Source organism: Croceicoccus ponticola, from assembly GCF_004004515.1.
In the GTDB taxonomy this organism is placed as follows: Bacteria; Pseudomonadota; Alphaproteobacteria; order Sphingomonadales; family Sphingomonadaceae; genus Croceicoccus; species Croceicoccus ponticola.
Genome location: NZ_RXOL01000002.1, coordinates 392,631 through 411,713, shown reverse-complemented (window position 1 = coordinate 411,713; position 19,083 = coordinate 392,631). Strand labels below are relative to the sequence as shown.

22 protein-coding genes are annotated in these 19,083 nt (G+C 62.4%); 10 read left to right on the top strand and 12 right to left on the bottom strand.

Annotation, left to right across the window (positions count from 1 at the left end; all coding sequences use genetic code 11):
* Together EKN06_RS15810 and EKN06_RS07980 are read left to right on the top strand one after the other, a co-directional pair.
* Nucleotides 1–209: hypothetical protein (locus EKN06_RS15810; protein WP_205693845.1), on the top strand; the 209-nt coding region annotated here is incomplete at its 5' end.
* Nucleotides 210–409: 200 nt separating this feature from the next.
* Nucleotides 410–2,248, top strand: coding sequence for an ABCB family ABC transporter ATP-binding protein/permease (locus EKN06_RS07980; protein WP_127612353.1), 1,839 nt, complete (start codon nt 410–412; stop codon nt 2,246–2,248).
* Between the two features lie 6 nt (nt 2,249–2,254).
* Here the strand turns inward: EKN06_RS07980 and EKN06_RS07975 are convergent, their stop codons facing one another.
* Nucleotides 2,255–2,656: a GFA family protein gene (locus tag EKN06_RS07975; RefSeq protein WP_127612352.1), complete on the bottom strand. Its 402-nt coding sequence runs from the start codon at nt 2,654–2,656 to the stop codon at nt 2,255–2,257.
* Between the two features lie 172 nt (nt 2,657–2,828).
* Between EKN06_RS07975 and EKN06_RS07970 the strand changes: the two genes are divergently transcribed.
* Nucleotides 2,829–4,319 carry a SulP family inorganic anion transporter gene (locus tag EKN06_RS07970; protein WP_127612351.1) on the top strand — a complete coding sequence of 497 codons (1,491 nt, stop codon included), beginning with the start codon at nt 2,829–2,831 and terminating at the stop codon, nt 4,317–4,319.
* 319 nt (nt 4,320–4,638) lie between these two features.
* Here the strand turns inward: EKN06_RS07970 and EKN06_RS07965 are convergent, their stop codons facing one another.
* Nucleotides 4,639–5,067, bottom strand: a complete 429-nt coding sequence (locus EKN06_RS07965; RefSeq protein ID WP_127612350.1) for a ferritin-like domain-containing protein — start codon at nt 5,065–5,067, stop codon at nt 4,639–4,641.
* 429 nt (nt 5,068–5,496) lie between these two features.
* Here EKN06_RS07965 and EKN06_RS07960 point away from each other — a divergent pair, with 429 nt between their 5' ends.
* Complete coding sequence (locus EKN06_RS07960; protein WP_127612349.1) at nt 5,497–6,375, top strand: OmpA family protein; 879 nt, start codon at nt 5,497–5,499, stop codon at nt 6,373–6,375.
* Between the two features lie 355 nt (nt 6,376–6,730).
* On the opposite strand, the gene EKN06_RS07955 is transcribed toward EKN06_RS07960, so the two are convergent.
* The gene (locus EKN06_RS07955; RefSeq protein WP_127612348.1) at nt 6,731–7,783 is read right to left on the bottom strand and encodes a hypothetical protein; all 1,053 of its coding nucleotides are present in this window, start codon (nt 7,781–7,783) and stop codon (nt 6,731–6,733) included.
* Nucleotides 7,780–8,109, bottom strand: coding sequence for a hypothetical protein (locus tag EKN06_RS15940; RefSeq protein ID WP_240654685.1), 330 nt, complete (start codon nt 8,107–8,109; stop codon nt 7,780–7,782). Before EKN06_RS15940 ends, EKN06_RS07955 begins: the two co-directional genes overlap by 4 nt.
* Between EKN06_RS15940 and EKN06_RS07950 the strand changes: the two genes are divergently transcribed.
* Entirely contained in the window at nt 7,993–8,955 is a 963-nt protein-coding gene (locus tag EKN06_RS07950; protein ID WP_240654684.1) for a sensor histidine kinase, read from the top strand. The genes EKN06_RS15940 and EKN06_RS07950 overlap by 117 nt on opposite strands.
* A 49-nt stretch (nt 8,956–9,004) precedes the next feature.
* Here EKN06_RS07950 and hslU read toward each other — a convergent pair whose 3' ends face one another.
* From hslU to EKN06_RS07935, 3 genes are all read right to left on the bottom strand, one after another.
* Complete coding sequence (gene hslU / locus EKN06_RS07945; protein ID WP_127612346.1) at nt 9,005–10,306, bottom strand: ATP-dependent protease ATPase subunit HslU; 1,302 nt, start codon at nt 10,304–10,306, stop codon at nt 9,005–9,007.
* A gap of 23 nt (nt 10,307–10,329) precedes the next feature.
* The gene (gene hslV / locus EKN06_RS07940) at nt 10,330–10,911 is read right to left on the bottom strand and encodes an ATP-dependent protease subunit HslV (protein ID WP_127612345.1); all 582 of its coding nucleotides are present in this window, start codon (nt 10,909–10,911) and stop codon (nt 10,330–10,332) included.
* Nucleotides 10,912–10,994: 83 nt separating this feature from the next.
* Nucleotides 10,995–11,489: an outer membrane protein assembly factor BamE gene (locus EKN06_RS07935; RefSeq protein ID WP_127612344.1), complete on the bottom strand. Its 495-nt coding sequence runs from the start codon at nt 11,487–11,489 to the stop codon at nt 10,995–10,997.
* A 206-nt stretch (nt 11,490–11,695) separates the two neighbouring features.
* Here EKN06_RS07935 and EKN06_RS07930 point away from each other — a divergent pair, with 206 nt between their 5' ends.
* Together EKN06_RS07930 and EKN06_RS07925 are read left to right on the top strand one after the other, a co-directional pair.
* Nucleotides 11,696–12,208: a ubiquinol-cytochrome C chaperone family protein gene (locus EKN06_RS07930; protein WP_127612343.1), complete on the top strand. Its 513-nt coding sequence runs from the start codon at nt 11,696–11,698 to the stop codon at nt 12,206–12,208.
* A complete protein-coding gene (locus EKN06_RS07925; protein ID WP_127612342.1) occupies nt 12,205–12,711 on the top strand; it encodes a YceD family protein in 507 nt (168 codons plus the stop codon). The genes EKN06_RS07930 and EKN06_RS07925 overlap by 4 nt, the downstream gene beginning before the upstream one ends.
* Before the next feature lie 38 nt (nt 12,712–12,749).
* On the opposite strand, the gene ssb is transcribed toward EKN06_RS07925, so the two are convergent.
* The 5 genes from ssb to EKN06_RS07900 form a co-directional block, all read right to left on the bottom strand.
* The gene (gene ssb, locus EKN06_RS07920) at nt 12,750–13,286 is read right to left on the bottom strand and encodes a single-stranded DNA-binding protein (RefSeq protein WP_127612341.1); all 537 of its coding nucleotides are present in this window, start codon (nt 13,284–13,286) and stop codon (nt 12,750–12,752) included.
* Between the two features lie 149 nt (nt 13,287–13,435).
* Nucleotides 13,436–15,286, bottom strand: coding sequence for a ferrous iron transporter B (gene feoB, locus EKN06_RS07915; RefSeq protein WP_127612340.1), 1,851 nt, complete (start codon nt 15,284–15,286; stop codon nt 13,436–13,438).
* A 1-nt stretch (nt 15,287) separates the two neighbouring features.
* Nucleotides 15,288–15,620 (bottom strand): FeoA family protein, encoded by a 333-nt coding sequence (locus EKN06_RS07910; protein ID WP_338068081.1) that lies wholly within the window; start codon nt 15,618–15,620, stop codon nt 15,288–15,290.
* Between the two features lie 79 nt (nt 15,621–15,699).
* Nucleotides 15,700–16,362 carry a COQ9 family protein gene (locus tag EKN06_RS07905; protein WP_127612339.1) on the bottom strand — a complete coding sequence of 221 codons (663 nt, stop codon included), beginning with the start codon at nt 16,360–16,362 and terminating at the stop codon, nt 15,700–15,702.
* Nucleotides 16,363–16,369: 7 nt separating this feature from the next.
* Entirely contained in the window at nt 16,370–17,014 is a 645-nt protein-coding gene (locus EKN06_RS07900; protein ID WP_240654675.1) for an ankyrin repeat domain-containing protein, read from the bottom strand.
* A 67-nt stretch (nt 17,015–17,081) separates the two neighbouring features.
* Here EKN06_RS07900 and EKN06_RS07895 point away from each other — a divergent pair, with 67 nt between their 5' ends.
* The 3 genes from EKN06_RS07895 to EKN06_RS07885 are packed head-to-tail and all read left to right on the top strand — an operon-like array spanning nt 17,082 to nt 19,048.
* On the top strand, nt 17,082–17,744 hold the full coding sequence (locus EKN06_RS07895; protein WP_240654674.1) for an SCO family protein: 663 nt from the start codon (nt 17,082–17,084) through the stop codon (nt 17,742–17,744).
* Nucleotides 17,744–18,238 (top strand): YcgN family cysteine cluster protein, encoded by a 495-nt coding sequence (locus EKN06_RS07890; protein ID WP_127612338.1) that lies wholly within the window; start codon nt 17,744–17,746, stop codon nt 18,236–18,238. The genes EKN06_RS07895 and EKN06_RS07890 overlap by 1 nt, the downstream gene beginning before the upstream one ends.
* A 42-nt stretch (nt 18,239–18,280) precedes the next feature.
* Entirely contained in the window at nt 18,281–19,048 is a 768-nt protein-coding gene (locus EKN06_RS07885; protein WP_240654673.1) for a M48 family metallopeptidase, read from the top strand.
* Nucleotides 19,049–19,083: the final 35 nt, after the last annotated feature.

Below are 19,083 nucleotides of genomic sequence, written 5' to 3'. Positions count from 1 at the left end.
CTTGTTGTCCGTCTGTGCTGGCGACCGTACCGAAACTTGCCGTTAAAGCGTCGTTCCCTCCGGTGAAGCGGCATATATGGACACCATACGAGTCGGTCAACAGTCTTTTGCAATTTTATTGCACGACAGCACTACGAACATCAAAAAACACAGAAATCCAACGTGATGGGCCGATTTCAACTTGGTCGGGCGCTCGTTTACCGGGTTGAACGGATTGTTTTGCCGATCGCCCCTAAGATTTCATTGACTGAGCAGATGCAGGATCGATCGTTCGGAGGAAGGATGCGGCAATTCAATCACTCCGGGCGAGCAGGCCGCATCGGCCAAACTGTCTTTTCTCATTTCCCGTCTGCATCATTAACAACGCCGCGCCTCTGGTGATGTTAGCATCGCACGCTAGATAGGGGCCATGCCTCCCGATCACGCTTCGCTCCAAACGCTCGACGCTTCGACGGATTGGCGGGTTCTCCGCCGGTTCGGCACATATCTATGGCCGAAAGACAATTCAGCGCTGCGCCGTCGCATTGTCCTGGCGATGATGTTCGTGCTGTTGGCAAAAGCGACGACGCTCGCGCTGCCCTTCGCATACAAGACCGCAATCGATGCGATGACCACGCCAAGCAGGTCGGGCGCCATGGCTGCGATGGCGATGGTGCTCGCTTATACCGCCGGTCGGTTCGGAGCGGTCCTTTTCACCAACCTGCGCGATGTCGCCTTCGAGCGGGTTGGACAGGACGCGACCCGGCATCTGGCCGAAGACGTGTTTTCGCGTCTGCACCACCTGTCGCTGCGCTTTCACCTGTCGCGCCGGACGGGCGAGGTCACCAAGACGATCGAACGCGGGACGAAGAGCATCGACACGATGCTCTATTTCCTGCTGTTCAACATCGCCCCGACGGTGATCGAGCTGATCGCGGTGGGAGTCATATTCTATATCAACTTCGGGTGGCCGCTGGTGGTCGCAACCGCGGTTACGGTAGTCGCCTATGTCCTCGTCACCCGGTGGATCACCGAATGGCGGACGGCCCTGCGCGCAGAGATGAACACTCTGGACGGGCAGGCGCTTTCCCGCGCGGTCGATTCACTTCTCAATTACGAGACTGTGAAATACTTCAATGCCGAAGATCGCGAGCTCGAACGCTATTCGCGATCGACCCGCGCCTATGCCGATGCGGCGGTAAAGAGCGAGAACTCGCTCGCCCTGCTCAACATTGCGCAAGCCGTCATCATGAACCTGCTGATGGGCGGTGCGATGGCCTATACCGTGTGGGGGTGGAGCCAAGGCAAGTTGACGACCGGCGACCTCGTGCTGGTCAATACCTATCTCACCCAGCTGTTCCGCCCGCTCGACATGCTGGGCATGGTATACCGCACGGTGCGGCAGGGGCTGATCGACATGGCCGAGATGTTCAAGCTGATGGATACGCCGGTGGAGGTTGCCGACGCACCCGGCGCCCCGGCGCTCGACATGCGGCGGCCCACGATTGTCTTCGACAAGGTCCGGTTTGGCTATGATAAAGATCGCGAGATCCTGCACGGCCTGACCTTCGCGGTCGAAGCGGGCGAGCGGGTTGCCATCGTCGGGCCGTCGGGCGCGGGCAAATCGACCATCGCGCGATTGTTGTTCCGGTTCTACGATCCGCAAGGCGGCAGGATCCTTGTTTCCGGCAAGGACATCCGGTCCGTCACACAAGACAGCCTGCGCCGCCACATCGGCATCGTTCCGCAGGACAGCGTGCTGTTCAACGACACCATCGGCTACAACATCGCATATGGCCGCGAAGGTGCGTTGCGCGGTGAGATCGAGGCGGCGGCCAAGGGCGCGGCTATCGCGGACTTCATCGAACGCCTGCCGGGCGGTTACGAAACGCAAGTGGGCGAGCGCGGATTGAAGCTTTCAGGTGGCGAGAAGCAGCGCGTTGCCATCGCCCGCACTTTATTGAAGAACCCTGAAATCATCTTGTTCGACGAAGCGACGAGCGCTCTGGACACCCGGACCGAGCAGGACATCCTGACCACCATGCGCGCGGTGGCAAGGAACCGCACAACCCTGTCCATCGCGCACCGGCTTTCCACTGTGGTCGACGCCGATCGTATCCTCGTTCTGGATCAGGGGCGTTTGGCCGAAAGCGGCAGCCATGCCGACCTGCTGCGTCACGGCGGGCTATACGCCGAAATGTGGGCGCGTCAGGCGAACGAAGTCGAAGATGAAGCCGATCGGGGGGAACTCGACCCGGTTGCCGAATAGCGGCGCTCAATCCTGTCCGGGAAAGCGTTCGAACTTGGGCAGGGTATCGAGCGAAGCTTCCCACGGCAGGGCTTCAGCCATCATGATATGCGCCGTGGGCGAAAGTGCCGCCGCATCGTCCATCGTCACCGACTGGATGTCGACGAGCCCGGGCAACATAGGTTCGTTATAATAAAACAGACCGGTCCCGCATTCGGGACAGAAGTGCCGCTCCACTCCCGGCGAAGAGCGATAGATTTTCGGGGTCCCGTGGGTGACCGCAAGGTCCTCCGCCTTGAACGCGATCCATGCGACCGGGGTTGCTCCGGCACAGCGGCGACAGTCTTCGCAATGACAGAGCGCATGATGCATCAAGTCACCTGACACGCAATAACGGATGGTGCCGCAGTGACAGCCGCCATTATGCATTTCGCCTCTCCTCGACCCGCGCCTCGATCCGCGAAATTGATGCCAGAATAGCGTCAGGTTAGAAAGGCGTATCGGCCACGGGTTGCTTTTTGGGGGCCTTCCGGGCACTTCGCCGATGCAGCAAGCTTGGCGGGGACACTCTGCCGATGACACGAAACAGCGGAAAACGACCATGATCCAACCCGGTGCGCTAAAGCGCGACTGGTTTTCGAACCTGCGCGCCGACATGCTTGCCGGGATCGTCGTTGCGCTCGCGCTTATTCCCGAGGCGATCGGCTTTTCGATCATCGCAGGGGTCGATCCGCGCGTCGGGCTTTATGCTTCGGTCGCGATCGCCATCGTAATTTCGTTTACCGGTGGCCGGCCCGGCATGATCAGTGCGGCGACCGCGGCAGTGGCCGTGCTTGTCGGACCCTTGGTGCGCGATCATGGCGTCGAATACCTGTTTGCCGCGACGATCCTGATGGGCTTGTTCCAGATTGTCGCCGGGCTGCTGCGGTTCGACCTTTTGATGCAATTCGTTTCGCGCTCGGTCATCACGGGTTTCGTCAATGCGCTGGCGATCCTGATATTCCTGGCCCAGTTGCCGCAACTGACCGATGTGACCTGGCATACTTACGCCATGGTCGCAGGCGGGCTGGCCATCATTTACCTTTTGCCCCGCGTGACCAAGGTTGTGCCTTCTCCGTTGGTCGCGATCGTCGTGCTTTCGGCGATTTCGATATCGCTTGGCATTCCCGTTCATACGGTGGGCGACATGGGCGATTTGCCGCAGGGGCTGCCCAGTTTCGTTCTGCCCAACGTACCGCTGACGTGGGAAACGTTGCAGATCATCGCGCCCTATGCCGCGGCCATGGCTGCGGTCGGCCTGCTGGAATCGTTGCTGACGGCGCAGATCGTCGACGACATGACTCACACCGATTCCAGCAAACAGCGTGAATGCGGCGGACAGGGCGTAGCCAATATCGCGGCATCGCTGGTGGGCGGCATGGGCGGTTGCGCGATGATCGGGCAGTCGGTGATAAATGTGACGAGCGGCGGGCGCACGCGACTGTCCACGCTGACGGCGGGCGTGTTCCTGTTGATCCTGCTTGCCATGCTGGGGCCGATCGTGGGCCAGATTCCGATGCCGGCGCTGGTCGCGGTCATGATCATGGTGTCGATCGGCACGTTCAGCTGGAATTCCATCCCCAACTTGCGCAAGCACCCGTGGCAATCGTCGGTCGTCATGCTGGTCACAGTCGTCATGGTGGTCGCCACGTACGATCTGTCCATCGGCGTGCTTTCAGGCGTCCTTTTGTCCGGCATCTTCTTTGCGGGCAAAGTGCAGCGGATGTTCACGGTCGAACGCCGTCGTGACGGCCACAAGGCGGTCTACCGCATCGCCGGTCAGATCTTCTTTGCCTCGGTCGATCGTTTTCAGCGGGCCTTGGGGCCGGAAAGCGGCCAGCCCGATCCGGCGATGCATGTCGTCATCGACGTTTCGGCCGCGCATTTCTGGGATATTTCGGCGGTCGCGGCGCTAGACAATGTGGTCGACCGGATGCGGCGGAACGGGCGGAGCGTGCAGGTCATCGGGCTTAACACCGCCAGCGCCGACCTGGTCGACCGATATGCGCTGACCGACAAGACCGGCGTCGAAATCGGCCTGGCCCCTCACTGAACGCCAGCATTGCCCGCGAGCACTCGCCGCGAGCATTGGCCGCCCGCGCAGGCCCTATTGGCGCCAGGTTGACAAAGGCGACACCCCGTCACCCGTCGCAATGAGCCGCAAACCGGCACATACCGCAGCTTCCCGACGATTGGCATGGGGTGACAACGGCGGCCGGCAGATCGACGATTTCAAGGAGCGGCGCACACCATGGCGCTGCGTCCTTGTGTAGGAAAACGGTTTTTTGGGTGCCTTTCCGGATCGGGAACGGTTCAGGCACGAAAAAGGGCGCGGGAATAAGCCGCGCCCTTTCACAATTTTCAATATGTGATCAGTCGTACTGCTGTGAAATCGTATCGGCGAAACGTTCGCCTTCGCAGATCTCGGCATAACACTGCTGAATCACGGCGCGTTCCTGCGGCGCGAGATCGTCTGCGTCGAGCGCCGACTGGAACTTCGCCTTCAGATAATCTTCGCCTTCTTCGACGCGCTCTGCCGCGGCTTCGTCACCGTTTTCAAACGTATCGGCGATGCTCAGCCACAGGCGGTGGGCATCGCCCATCAGCGTGCCTTTGGTCACCAGTTCTTCGCCCGAACGCTGCAATTCCGCGTTCAGCGTGGCCAGCGTTTGTTCGCGCTGTTGCAGACGCTGGTTCAACGCCTGCTTGAGCTGCGGGCTATCCGCTTTTTCGGCGGCCTTGCGATAACCTTCGATCGAATCATACGTCGTGTCGGTCAGAGTCTTGAGAAGAGTAGTCATGGGTTGCGTCCCTTTTGGGTAATTGGTTCTGCCCCATCAACGCCGCAACGCCGGGATGGGTCCGATCCGGCCGCCACGACAGGCCGGACACAACGCAAATCTCGGATAGATGGAGCCAGCAATGCGCTGAATCGCCGAAGAAACGCAGGTCATAACGTCGACCGGGCGGCGATGTCGGCAAAAAAGGACAGGCATTACGATTTGGCGGCGCCTTATCGAAACGCACGGCGATGCGAAGACGTAACTTGTTCAAGTAGCTGAGAAGATCGTCTCGCCCGGTCGAAAGTCGATGCGCACGACTGCCCCCAAGATATCCCTTCTTGCCGCGAGACACGGCCAAGGTTGTTAACCGGATCATTACCACCCTTTGCAAGGAAATGCCTTGCTGCCATTGTTCGGCCGGCACCGAAAGCTTGAAGGAGTAGGATCATGACTGTCGTTTCCGGGAGAACCAGGGTTCTCATCATGCTTGCCATGCTTGCCGTACCGGTTTCCGGCAGCGTCGCCGCGCAGGAACGCGATTCTGCCGATGGCGAAGTCCTGACGACCGTCTATGCGGCGACCGAAGGGCCCAAGATCGAAGGTTTCATCTCCGCACGCAGCGCAGATCGCTTGCAGGTCACCACGGTCGACGGCAGCCGCAGGGTAGTCACCGTCAACGAAGACACGCAGATCAAGGCGAGCGGCGGGTTCCTCGGCATTGGCGGCAACAAGCTCGGGATGGAATCCCTGCTCAACGGATTGCCCGTCACGATAAAGACGATGCAGTCGGGCGATGTCCTGATTGCAAGCCAGATCGATGTCAAAAACAAGGACCTCAAGACCGCGGCGATGATCCGCAACGGCACCGATCAACGCTTTTCCGAACATCAGGCAGCCATCGACCGGAATGCGGCGGCAACCGAAGCGTTGCGCGGCCGAATGGGCGATATCGACAAGTACAACGTCAAGGGATCGACCAACGTGTACTTCGATTCCGGCAAATGGCAGCTGACCCGGCAGGCCGAACGCGATCTGTGCGACACCGCCACCGATGCCGAGGCGATGGACGGCGCCCTCCTGCTCGTGGTCGGGTACACCGATTCGACCGGCAGCTATGAAGTTAACCAGACGCTCAGCGAAAAGCGGGCCGGGCGCGTGGTCAATTACCTGCAGCAGGCCTGCGGCTGGAAACCCTATCGCATGCTGACGCCCACGGGCATGGCCGCAGCCGACCCGCTGGCCAGCAACGACACCGCCGCCGGCAAGGCGCAGAACCGCCGGGTTTCGGTGAACATCCTCGTCAGCAAGAGCATCGACGAACTGTAAGGCGCATCAAGAAGACCCGAGGGGATGCGGGGTGCGTAAGCGGGGTGCGGGGCGAGTGCATGGCCCCTGCCCCGCACCCGCACCGCACGCGCACCGCCCCCTCGCCCGCCGCCACCTTCCGCGTTTTCCGACCTGCGAGGCCGCAGAAGTCAGAGGGCGCGATTACGGACGGGGCAAGCCAGCACCTTCCCATCCGTGGAAAGCGGATCTGCCCTGTATCGGGCGACGAACCGCGATGTCGTAACGGACTGACTGCCTGCCGAGCCCATGGCACACGCCGCGCTCTACCGTCGGCGCGACCCTGTTCAAGCAGCCAACTCCGCTTCGCCAGTGGCAGCCTGACAAACCCAATATGTCATATGAGAATGGCGCCCCCTGCGATGGCCCCGACCATCATATCTCCGGCACCGTTTTGTAGTTCGAAGACGAACACTGCCCCCGCGCCCCCGTCGCCGCTGACGTTGCCAGACGCTTGGCTGACCAGTCTGCCGTAAATCGAACCGGTGTATCCTCCACCGGACAAGGTCGCCGTCGAAAAGGTACCGTCTGCGTGCAACGACATCGTGGCGGTGACAGTCTGGATCGGGGTTATGGTTTGGCTCGCAAAGTCGCCAAACGGGTCGGCGCGGCCGCCAAGCGCCAGAGTGATCGTCCCGGTGCCTGAGGCCAGATCCAGACTGAGACCTTTGCCCCCACCATACAGGCGCGACGTGACACCCCCAATTTGCGCCAACCCGTCGATCCACAAACCATATTCGGCTGTCCGGATTGTGGGAAGAGTTGGCTGGAGGCCCGCGGCGAAAAAGCACGGACCCGACGAAAAGTCGGCGCCGAAAGTAGCGAACAGGATCGTTCCATCTGACCCTCCGTCACTAAAGATTTCGAATTCGCCCTGAACGGGGTCGAGGAAATGATCGTAGCCCGCGATACCGACGGGCTGCTTCATCGAAGGCACGAACGTCGACCCGCCAAACCCATTCGTGTCGAGTTGGTATTTGTCCTCGGCGAGATAGTGTATCTTAAGGCCGTTATCGATCTTGGTCCCGGTGAGTGCAATTCCCGTGATGTGGCCTTGGGCATCGCGCGTTACCGGGCCTTTGGCGCAAGCTTCATAACCCACCAGCGCCTGCCCCGGCACGGCTTGGGCGACCTTAGTTGGTGTCGCGGTCGGCGAAGGTGTCGGAGAAGGTGTTGGCGTCGGCGTCGGCGTTGATCCTGAAGGCGGAAGAGCAACGGGATCGATTGATCCAGAGCTGTCACCTCCACCACATGACGTTAGCGTCAAAAGCGCTGCAGCCATCGCGAACGGGTATCGGCTCCGGTATGACATGGCTTTCTCCTTGCCACGCAAGCGGAGCCGGGTTCGAGCGCTTTGCCAATGATGCGATGCCGATGATTTGCCGATCATTTCTCGATTTTCGGCTTGAGCGGGCCATATGGATCTGGAAGCATGACAAGGGCTTCAAAAAGGTCCCCTATCGCGTCGTGAGCGGTAAACAGCCGGTCGCTGTGCGGCACAGGAAAAGTCGATGAACCGCTATCGGGCGCTTCGTTCAGCACATGAATGCGTGAGTGACACCCTTTGTCGCTTGGCGTAGATCGACTTTGATGCTGGATTTGCAACCGTTTGACGATCGAAGCCCCGATCACCTCCGTCTCGTTCTGGAAACGAGCCAGATAGGCATCTGGGAACTCGATATCCATTCCGGCAAAGCTGTGCGAAACGAAACGCATGACAGGATTTTCGGCTACTCCGAACCGCTCTTGGAATGGACCTACGATCGATTTCTCGAGCACGTGGTGGATGCAGATCGATCGAGAGTCGACGAACTGCAAAAGAGTGCGATCGAAGAAAACCGGGAATGGTCGTTCGAGTGTCAGATCAGGACCGCCGAAGACCGCATAGGCTGGATAAAAGGCGCTGGACGTCCGTTGCAGGATGCCAACGGGAATGTCGTGAGGCTGATTGGCCATGTCATCGACATCAGCGACTTGAAACAAAATGAAGCGCGGCTTCGACTGATTACGGACGAACTGAACCACAGGGTTCGCAACATGCTGGCCTTGATCAAGTCGATGGTCAGATTGTCGGCGCGCGGCGCAACCGACATTTCATCGTTTACGCAAGCATTGGAAGATCGGGTCGGCGCCCTTGCCCGAAGCCACCAATTGCTGACGGGCGATTACTCGGCCTCGCTGAAGCCCAGCGCTATTCTGGAAGCGGAATTGTCCGCCCTTAGCGGCTTCGAAGACCAGGTCAGGATGTCGGTGAACGGGGAAACGCACCTCGCCGCTTCTGCCGGACAAGGCCTGGCACTGGTGTTCCATGAATTGCTCACCAACGCGACGAAGCATGGCGCCCTTTCGAATGACGTCGGTCACGTCGAGGTCGTATTCGAGCAGGATGCAGATGCGGTTGTCATCGCCTGGCAGGAACGCGGTGGACCTCCGGTCGATCAGGAACGCGGTAGCGGGTTTGGGTCGCTGCTCATCTTGAACGCGCTTGCGGCCGACGGAACCGTAGAGCAGATTTTTTCCCCCGACGGGCTCGAATGCCGCATCATGCTGGATGTGAAGTGACCCGCCGCAACAGGGTCGGTGGCTTCCGACCCCGTCCGTCTAGGCGCGTCTAGAGAATATACTTCGACAGATCGGCATCGCCGGCAAGCGCGCCCAGCTTTTCGCGGACATATTCGCGGTCGATGACGATCGTCGTGCCGGTGCGGTCTTCGGCGTCGAAACTGACTTCCTCAAGCAGCTTTTCCATCACCGTCTGCAAGCGGCGGGCGCCGATATTCTCGACGCTTTCGTTCACTTGCGCCGCGGTGGCGGCGATTTCGCGGATGGCGTCGGGATGGAAATCCAGCGTCACGTCCTCAGTCCCGATCAGCGCCTTGTACTGTTCGACAAGGTTGGCGCGCGTTTCGGACAGGATCCGCACGAAGTCATCCTCTGTCAGCGCGCGCAGTTCGACGCGGATCGGCAGGCGGCCCTGCAATTCGGGCAGCATGTCGCTGGGTTTGGCCACGTGGAACGCGCCCGATGCGATGAACAGGATGTGGTCGGTCTTCATCGGGCCGTACTTGGTGGCCACGGTCGTCCCTTCGATCAGGGGCAGCAGGTCGCGCTGCACGCCTTCGCGGGAAACCGAACCGCCGCGCACGTCGGATACGGCGATCTTGTCGATTTCGTCGAGGAAGACGATGCCGTTCATTTCCGCATTCTGCAGCGCGACGCGGGCAACGTCGTCCTGGTCCATGCGCTTTTCCGATTCTTCGTCGACCAGCTTGTCCCATGCCTGTGCCACGGTCAGCTTGCGGCGCTTCATCTTGTGGCCGCCGAACGCTTTGCCCATCATGTCGGACAAGTTGATCATGCCCACGTTGCCGCCCATTCCGGGCAGTTCCATCGTGGTGTTCGGGGTGTCCTCCACCTCGATCTCGATTTCCTTGTCGTTGAGATGGTTGTCCACCACGCGCTGGCGAAAGCTTTCGCGCGTCGCCTCGCTGGCCGAATCGCCGACGAGCGCGTCGAGCAGCCGCTTCATCGCGGCGGCGCTGGCCGCTTCGCGCACGGCTTCGCGGCGGCGGTCCTTTTCCAGCCGGATCGCTTCTTCGGCCAGATCGCGGGCGATCTGTTCGACGTCGCGACCGACATAGCCGACCTCGGTAAACTTGGTCGCCTCCACCTTCACGAACGGCGCGTCGACCAGCTTGGCCAGACGGCGGCTGATCTCGGTCTTGCCGCAACCGGTGGGGCCGATCATCAGGATGTTCTTGGGCGTCACTTCGTCGCGCAGTTCGTCCGTCAGCCGCATCCTGCGCCAACGATTGCGCAGCGCCACGGCAACCGCGCGCTTCGCATCGTTCTGGCCGACGATATGTTCGTCGAGAGCGGCGACGATCGCCTTGGGGGTCAGGTTCGAATTCATGATTTCGCTAACGTCTTTCGGGATCAGGCTTCGATGGTTTCGAGCGTCACGTTGTTGTTGGTGAAGACGCAGATGTCGGCGGCGACCTTCATCGCCTTGCGCGCGATCACTTCTGCGTCCTGCTCGTACTCCTCGAGCGCGCGTGCAGCCGACAGGGCGTAATTGCCGCCCGAACCGATGGCGGTCACCATCGTACCGCTTGGGCCGAGTTCGGGTTCGAGCACGTCGCCGTTGCCGGTGATGACCAGCAGGACTTCGGCGTCCGCCACGATCATAAGCGCTTCGAGATTGCGGAGGTACTTGTCGGTCCGCCAGTCCTTGGCCAGTTCGACCGCGGCGCGCATCAGCTGACCGCGATATTGTTCGAGCTTGCGTTCCAGCCGGTCGAACAGGGTGAAGGCGTCGGCGGTGGCGCCGGCGAACCCGGCGACGACCTTTCCGCCTTCACCGATCCGGCGAACCTTGCGGGCGTTCGGTTTCATCACCGTGTTGCCCATGGATACCTGTCCGTCACCGGCCACGACGGTCTTGCCGCCGCGCTTTACGCCGATGATGGTAGTGCCGTGCCACGGAGTAAGGCCGTGAGCCTGTGCGTTTCCGTCCATGGCCGCGATATGGGATCGCGGCGCGCGGCTTCAACTATGACCGATGCAATATCGATCGCCAATCAGGCTTGATCCCCGAAGGATCAGCTTCCGTTAGGGCCGCCGACCGGGGCAGCGCCCGCCGCGCCGACCGCGCCGATATTGCCGAACAGATCCTGCAGGAAGCCGCGATGGCGGCCCAGAGTCGGCGTCTTGTCGCCGTCGGGATTGATGTCGCGCACGTCGTCCTTGCCCGCAAAGGTCACCGAATTGACCGTGCCCGAAGGGTCGAAGGCGACCTTGATCACCTGATGAACTTCGATCTGCGGCTGGCCGAAGACGCGCTGTTCTGTCGTGCTGGCAACGTAGTAATAGACGGGATCGCCGAACTGGCTGGTGAAGCTGGGCTGGCCCAGCGTGCCCCTGACCGATTCGCGGTTGTCGAGGCCCGGCGTGATCGCACCGGTCAGCACCGGATCGGCGACATAGCCGCGACGGTCGGTGATCGAAGTGCACCCGCCCAGCAGTGCCGGCAGAGCCAGCACGGCAACGGCCGCCTTCAACGCAGGGAAACCCGTGTTCTTGGGAAACTGGACCATCGTCAATCTATGCGCCTTTTGCCAATCGCGTCGTGCACCTATATCGCGGCGCAAGCCTTAGTGTCAGTCCGCCCGGCGCACAAGGGACGCTAGGGGCGTCCTGTACAAAAGCTGCGCTGGCAGCAGGCTGGTGCTGGCGGCGTGGCGCGCACGGGTTTAATCTGTGCTGAATGAACGGGCCACGGCGGCCTTTCGCGGAGACTACGATGATCCGATTGCTCGAACGCCTTTTCGGCAATGCTTCCGGCGGCGACCTTGTCGCGCTGTGGCATCGCATCGTCGCCATCGCGCGCGAAGAACACTGGTACGCATCGCGAGGGGTGGCCGACACGGTCGAAGGGCGCTTCGACATGGTCACCGCCGTCACCGCGCTGGTGCTGATCCGGATGGAGCGAGAGGGCGAGGCCGAGCACGCCGCCCGCCTGACCGAATTGTTCATCGACGACATGGACGGACAGCTGCGCGAAGCGGGCGTGGGCGATCTTGTCGTGGGCAAATCGATGGGCAAGCTGGTCAGCGCGCTGGGCGGACGAATCGGCGCCTATCGCGAAGGGCTGGCCGCCGACGATGCGACTTTGGCGCAAGCCGCGGAGCGCAACACGACGCGGGCCGAAGGCGCGGGAAGCGCGCTGCCGTTGGCCGAAGGATTACGGGCGTTGGCTGCCCATATCGACCGGCCGCCGCTGGCGCGCCTGCTTGCCGGGGAGATTGCGCGATGACCCACGAATTGTCGGAACTGAGCCGCTGGGTCGCGGTGCGCCAGTGCAGCGGCCTTGCCGTCGACGTTATCGCGGATCAGGCGGAGCTGGAGCGGCTTGCCGAACGGTTCGATCTGGTCCGTGTCGATTCGCTCGAGGCCAGCGTCGTCGTGCACAAGGACGGACCGGCGTTCAACGCCAACGGCCGGATCAAGGCGGCGTACGTGCAAAGCTGCGCGGTGTCGGGAGAGGACCTGCCGGTTTCGATCGACGAGCCGTTGGCACTGCGCTTTGTCCCCGCAGGCGAAGACGTGGACGAGGAAATCGAACTGGACGCCAATGCCTGCGACGACATCCCGTTCGATGGCGATCGTTTCGATCTCGGCGAAGCGGTGGCGCAAAGCCTCGCGCTTTCCATCGATCCTTTCAAGACCGGACCGCAGGCGGAGCAGGTTCGCAAGAAAGTCGGGCTGAGCGAGCCGGACAAGGAAAACCCCTTCGCCGCGTTGAAGGGGCTGCGTTGAAGGGGTTGGGTTAAAGGGGTTGGACCGCTAAAACCCGATCAGAACGGGATGTCGTCGTCGAGATCGTCGTAGCCGCCCGCACCGCCAGCCGCTGCGCCGCCGGCGGAGGCACCGCCGCCCTGTTTCCAGCCGCCACCACCTTGGCCGCCGCCCCAATCGCCGCCACCGCCTGAGCTGCGACCGCCGCCAGCACCGCCGCCTTGGCCGCCGCCCGCACCGCCACTGGCGCCGTCGAGCATGGTGAGCGTGCCGTTCATGCCGCCGACCGCGATTTCGGTGCTGTACCGGTCATTGCCGTTCTGGTCCTGCCACTTGCGGGTGCGCAGCTGGCCTTCGATGTAGACCTTGCTGCCCTTGCGCAGGAAACGTTCGACCACGCCGACAAGTCCTTCGGAATTGATGACGACCGTGTGCCATTCGGTCCGTTCCTTGCGTTCACCGGTAGCCTTGTCCTTCCAGTTTTCCGACGTCGCGATCCGCAAGTTGGCGATGCGTCCGCCGTTCTGGAACGACTTGATTTCGGGGTCCGCGCCCAGGTTGCCGATCAGCATGACCTTGTTGAGTGAGCCAGCCATGTTCGCTTCCGCCTTTGCTTGGAGTTCAGGGCGCAGCATGTCGGCGCGCCCGTGTCAGGTGATTCTGGTCCAAGGATATAGGGTGCGCCCCGCCTCGCCGCCAACTGCGCGCCGAGCGATTAGTTCGGCTTATCGACAGGTGCGCGCCGCTAAAGCCCCGCGGCGGTCGCGATCCAGAACGTCGCTCCGGCGGCGATATAGGCCAGCGCGAACAAGTAGGCGAGCATGAACGCAGGCCATTTCCAGCCGTTCGTTTCCCGTTTCGCCACCGCGATCGTCGAAAGGCACTGCGGCGCGAACACGAACCAGGCGAGGAACGACAGCGCCATCGGCAGGGACCAATCGCGCGCAAGCTGCACGCCAAGCGCCTGTGCGGCTTCATCCTCGTTCTCTGCGGCGACGGCATAAGTCGTTGCCAGCGACGATACCGCCACTTCGCGCGCGGCCATCGCAGGGATCAGCGCCAGCGCCATGTCGCGGTTGAAACCGATGGGTTCGACCACGACGGCCAGCCCGTTGGCCAGCGTGCCTGCGAACGATGCGTCGATCTGATCCTCGCCCGGCCCCGCCTTGGGAAACGTGAGCATGAGCCATAGCACGACCGTGACCATGAAGATGATCGTGCCCGCCCGGCGCAGAAAGATCCACGCGCGCTGCCAAAGCCCGATGGCGATGTCCTTCATCCGCGGCCATTGATAGCGCGGCAGTTCCATGATGAAGCCCGAAGCCTGTCCCTTGGCAACGCTGCGCCGGAGGACCAGCGCTACCAACATCGCCCCCACGATGCCCGCGATATAAAGCGAGAACAGCACCAGCCCCTGAAGCCCGATGCCCAGACCCACGGTGGTTTGCGGGATGAACGCGGCGATGATCACGGCATAGACCGGCAGCCGCGCCGAACAGGTCATCAGCGGCGCGATCAGGATCGTCGTCAGCCGGTCTTTCGGATCGGCAATCGAACGGGTCGCCATGATGCCGGGAATGGCGCAGGCAAAGCTGGATAGCAGCGGAATGAAGCTACGGCCCGAAAGGCCGACTGCGGCCATCAGCCGGTCCATCAGGAACGCGGCGCGCGCCATGTATCCGGTCGCCTCCATCACCAGGATGAAGAAAAACAGGATCACGATCTGCGGGAGGAAGACGACGACCGAACCGACGCCGGCCAGCACCCCTTCGGTAATGGCGTCGCGCACGATCCCGGCGGGAATGACCGCCATCGCAGTTTCGGACAGGATGCCGACCCCTGCCTCCAGCGCATCGGCAAAGGGAGTTGCCCATGCGAACACGGCCTGGAACACGATGAACAGGAGCGCGAACAAGATGATCGGGCCAAGCCACGGGTGCAGCAGCACTTTATCCAGCCCGCGATGCAGGCGGCGCTTGCGCGTTTCGGAAATGATCGCGGCCTTGGCCATCGCCCGCGCGCTGACGCGGCGTTCGACGATGTCGACGTGGCTGGGCAACGGCGCATGGTCGGGATGGGCGTCGATGGTGCGGCCAACCGCTGCGGCCAGTTCAGGCAGCCCGCGCCGCCGCACCGCGACGGTTTCGACCACGGGCACGCCCAGTGCCGCTTCCAATCCCGAAGCATCGAGCACCAGCCCGTCGCGAGTCGCGAGATCGACCATGTTCAATGCGGCCACGGTCGGCAGGCCGAGCGCGATGACCTCCTGCGCGAAGACCAGATGCTGTTCGAGGTTGTTGGCGTCCAGCACCACGATCAGCGCATCGGGTTTGCGCTGCCCCGCCTGATGACCCAGCACCACGTCGCGGGTTACCGCTTCGTCGGGGCTGGTGGGATCGAGCGAATAAGAACCGGGAAGGTCCAGCAATTCCACCTGTTCGCCGCTGGCCAGCGTCATGCGGCCCGCTTTGCGTTCGACGGTGACGCCGGGATAGTTCGCGATCTTTTGCCGCGCCCCGGTCAGCGCGTTGAACAGCGCGCTCTTGCCCGCATTGGGATTGCCGACAAGCGCGACGGTGATCGGACCTCTGGTCATGTCAGGCCGTATAGCCTTCGGTTGCGGTATCGGCGGCGGCGGCGGGATGGACAGCCTCGCCCGGCGCATCTTCGACCATGATGGCCAACGCATGCGCACGACGCAGGGCGACGGTCATCCGGCCCACTTCGACCGCGATAGGGTCCCGCCCGGCAAAAATGCCGCGATGGGCAAGCTTCAGAACGGCACCGACGTCGATGCCAAGTGCGCGCAACCGGCGTGCCTCACCGCTTTCGAGCTGGTCCCACGCGACCGAAACGACGCGAACGGCGCTGCCCAGCGGCCTGTCGGCCAAAGTCGATGCGGGGTCCATTTTCGCGGTGATCGGGTTCATGCTGATTGGCGGGTCGCATAAAACTAACGCCATTGCAACTCATTCTCAATAATTGATCGAGATCAAATCCCGACGCGTTTTACCGGGCCGGATAGCGCAGTCGGCCCAGCAGGCGGGCCATGCTGAAATGCTCACGGTCAGAGCCTGTAAGCCGCGCCTTCGCCTTGCCGAAACGGGCGACATCCTGAAGCCGCCGGTCGAGGAACGCATAAGTTTCGACTTGCGCCGGACTGTCGTCGTCCACCAGCACCGCCAGCGTCGCGCTATAAATCGACAGCAGTATCGCGCGCTTCGAATAATGGTTGAAGTCGGTCGCCGAATCGCCCGCCATCCGCCACATGAGGTCTGCGGTGCGCCAGCCGAGCCGGGCCGAGTGGACCATGTTGACCGGGCGCGCCATCACGGCGATCGCGCGGCGCAGCGCCTCTCTCCGTCCGGCCATGTATTCGATGCGGAACACCAGCAAGGTCCGGATGCGGGACGTAAAGCCCATCTGGTCCAGCGCCTCTGCCGGCAGCGCTTCTGCCATCGCGCGATCGACCGTTGCGATCCACGCCGCGATCATGTCGATCGCCCCGGCGGGATAGGCCAGTAGTGCGACATCGGGGTCCAGCCCTTCGGCCTGCGCGGCGGACGTCACCGCCTTGTCGGTCCAGCCGTCGAAAACCGCGGCATCGGCAACGGCGGGCGCAAGCGCCTGCGCCATTTCCGGCAGCGTCAGGGTCGTGAAATCAATTCCCATGATCCTCCTAACGCACCGAAGGTCCGTAGCCGCCGCCCTTGCCGTTCTTGGCGTCGAACTGCTCGATCGCGCTCAGCACGGAACTCGACCGTCCGTCGAGCTTGGCATAGTCGCGCGCGCTGCGGCCCGAATTGTCGGACTTGTCGGGATTGGCGCCCTTTTCCAGCAGCATCTTCGCCATGGCCGCGTCGCGCATGTGCGTGGCGAGGATCAGGGCCGTTTCACCGGTCGAATTGGTTTCGTCCACGTTGGCGCCCGAATCGGCCAACGCGTCGATCCCTTCAAGAAAGCTGAGCGAAGCCGCGAGCTCGAGTGGGGTCACGCCGTTGTTATTGCGCACGTTCGGGTTCGCGCCGCTTTGTAACAGGAACGTCACCCACACGAGATCGCGCCGCGCGACCACGACATGCAGCGCGGTTTCCCCGCTCGAAATGTCGCGGGTGTTGACCATGGTCGATCCCGGCTCGCTCAATGCTTTCGACACCGCTTCGCCGTCGCGCTTCTTCACCGCTTCGAGAAACTTGTAGCCATCGGAAAACTGGGCGCTGGCCGGGATCGCGGTAGCCATGACCGCGCCTGCCGCGACGATGACGATCGCCCGCCCCATCCTGCGAAAACGTCCCATCATGCGAAACACTGTGTGACCCTTCATAGCTTCATCGTGCCTTTGCGTTGGCGCCTGCCCACGCATGCACTTGCGCGCGGCCTCTTAGCAGGACATGAACCGCCTCGCCATGCCAGATGATATTCGCACTTCGACTCAGCGTCGCCCGATGCGCCGCGCCGGTCCTTTTTTCGCTGCCCTCGCGCTTGCCGCTTGCGGTCCGCTTGGGGGTAGCCCTGCCCCTGACCTCGCAACCGCGCCGCTGGCCGGGGCCGCGATCGGGGGCGATTTCGCGCTGACGGATAAGGACGGCAAGACCGTGCGGTGGTCCGATTTCGCCGGGCAATGGCGCATCGTGTATTTCGGTTACACCTTTTGCCCCGATGTCTGCCCGGTCGATGCCGCCGCCATCGGACAAGGCCTTTCCGCGTTCGAAAAGGCGGAGCCGGATCTGGGCGCGAAAGTCACGCCCATCTTCGTGACCGTCGATCCCGAACGCGACACACCTGCCGTGGTCGGTGAATTCACAGGCAATTTCCACCCGCGCATGGTCGGCCTGACCGGCACGCCCGACGCGGTGAAGGCAACGGCAAAGAAATTCGCGGTCTGGTTCGAAAAGGGAGAGCCGACCGCCAGCGAAAACGGCGACGCCGGCTATATGGTCGGCCACACCAACCAGACCGTCCTGTTCGATCCGGACGGCAATCCGATCGCGCTTTTACCCACGGACCAAGGTGGCGCGGCGGTGGCTGCGGAAATCGCCAAGTGGGTACGATAGTGAGCAAGGCTTTAGTCCGCGAGGCGCCGTTCTGGGAGCGACCGCTCGACACGATCAGCGATGCCGATTGGGAAGCGCTGTGCGACGGCTGTGGGCAATGCTGCCTGCACAAGCTGGAGGATGAAGATACGGGGGCGATTTACGAAACCAACGTCGCCTGTCACTTGCTCGACACCTGCACCGCGCAGTGCACCGATTACGCCAACCGCAGGACCGTGGTGCCCGATTGCCTGCAACTGACGCGCGAAACGGCGGGCACGCTGAACTGGCTGCCCGAAACATGCGCCTATCGCCTCCGTGCGAACGGCGAAACGCTGCCAGCGTGGCACTACCTGATCAGCGGATCGCGCGAAACGGTGAAGCTTTGGGGCGTTTCCGTCGCGGGACGCGTGATTTCGGAAAACGATGCCGGGCCGATCGAAGAGCACGTCATCATCGAAGGTTACGACTTGTTCGAAATGCCCGACGACATCGACGATCTCGAAGATCGCTGACGGTGGGATGCAGGCGATGAGGCGGCAGGCGATGAGGCGGCGGTGGTAGCGGAAAAGGCGCGGCGCGGGCTCGAGGCCTTTTTGAAGCGCAAGGCAGCGCCGCCGACCGAATCGCGCGAAACGTTGACCCTGCCTGACGGGACCGAACTGCCGCTGCGGATAAAACGCCATGCCACGGCCCGACGGATGACATTGCGGCTTGCGCCCGACGGCGGCGAAGTGCGCGTCACGATCCCGCGCTGGGCCCCGTTTTCGGAAGGGCGCAACTTTGCACACTCTCGTGGTGATTGGCTCGTCGCGCACTTGCACGCCGTGCCCGCGCCCCTGACGATCGGCGCGGGCGCGATCGTATCCTACAGGGGTCGCGAACTGATCGTCGCATGGGACAAACGCCTGCCGCGCACTCCGGCGATCCTTGGCGACAGCCTGCGCCTTGGCGGCACGGCGGAAAACATCGCGGGGCGAGTGCGCCGCTGGCTGGAAAGCGAAGCGCTCGATCTTGCGCGCGGCGATCTTGCCCATTTCTGCGCGGTCGCCGATCAGGCCGAACCCGACCTGCGATTGAGCCGGGCGCAACGCCGCTGGGGCTCGTGTTCGACCAGCGGGACGGTGCGGATCAACTGGCGGCTGATCATGGCGCCCGATTTCGTGCGCCGGTCGGTGGTCGCGCACGAAGTGGCGCATCTTGTCCATTTCGATCATTCGCCGCGGTTCTACGCGCTTTTGGCTGATATCTACGATGACGACCTTCCCGCCGCGGACGCTTGGCTAAAGCGGCATGGCCGCTCGCTGCACGCACCGTTCGGTTAAGGGGCGGCCAACGATGGCTGTTGCGGCAAGTGGAA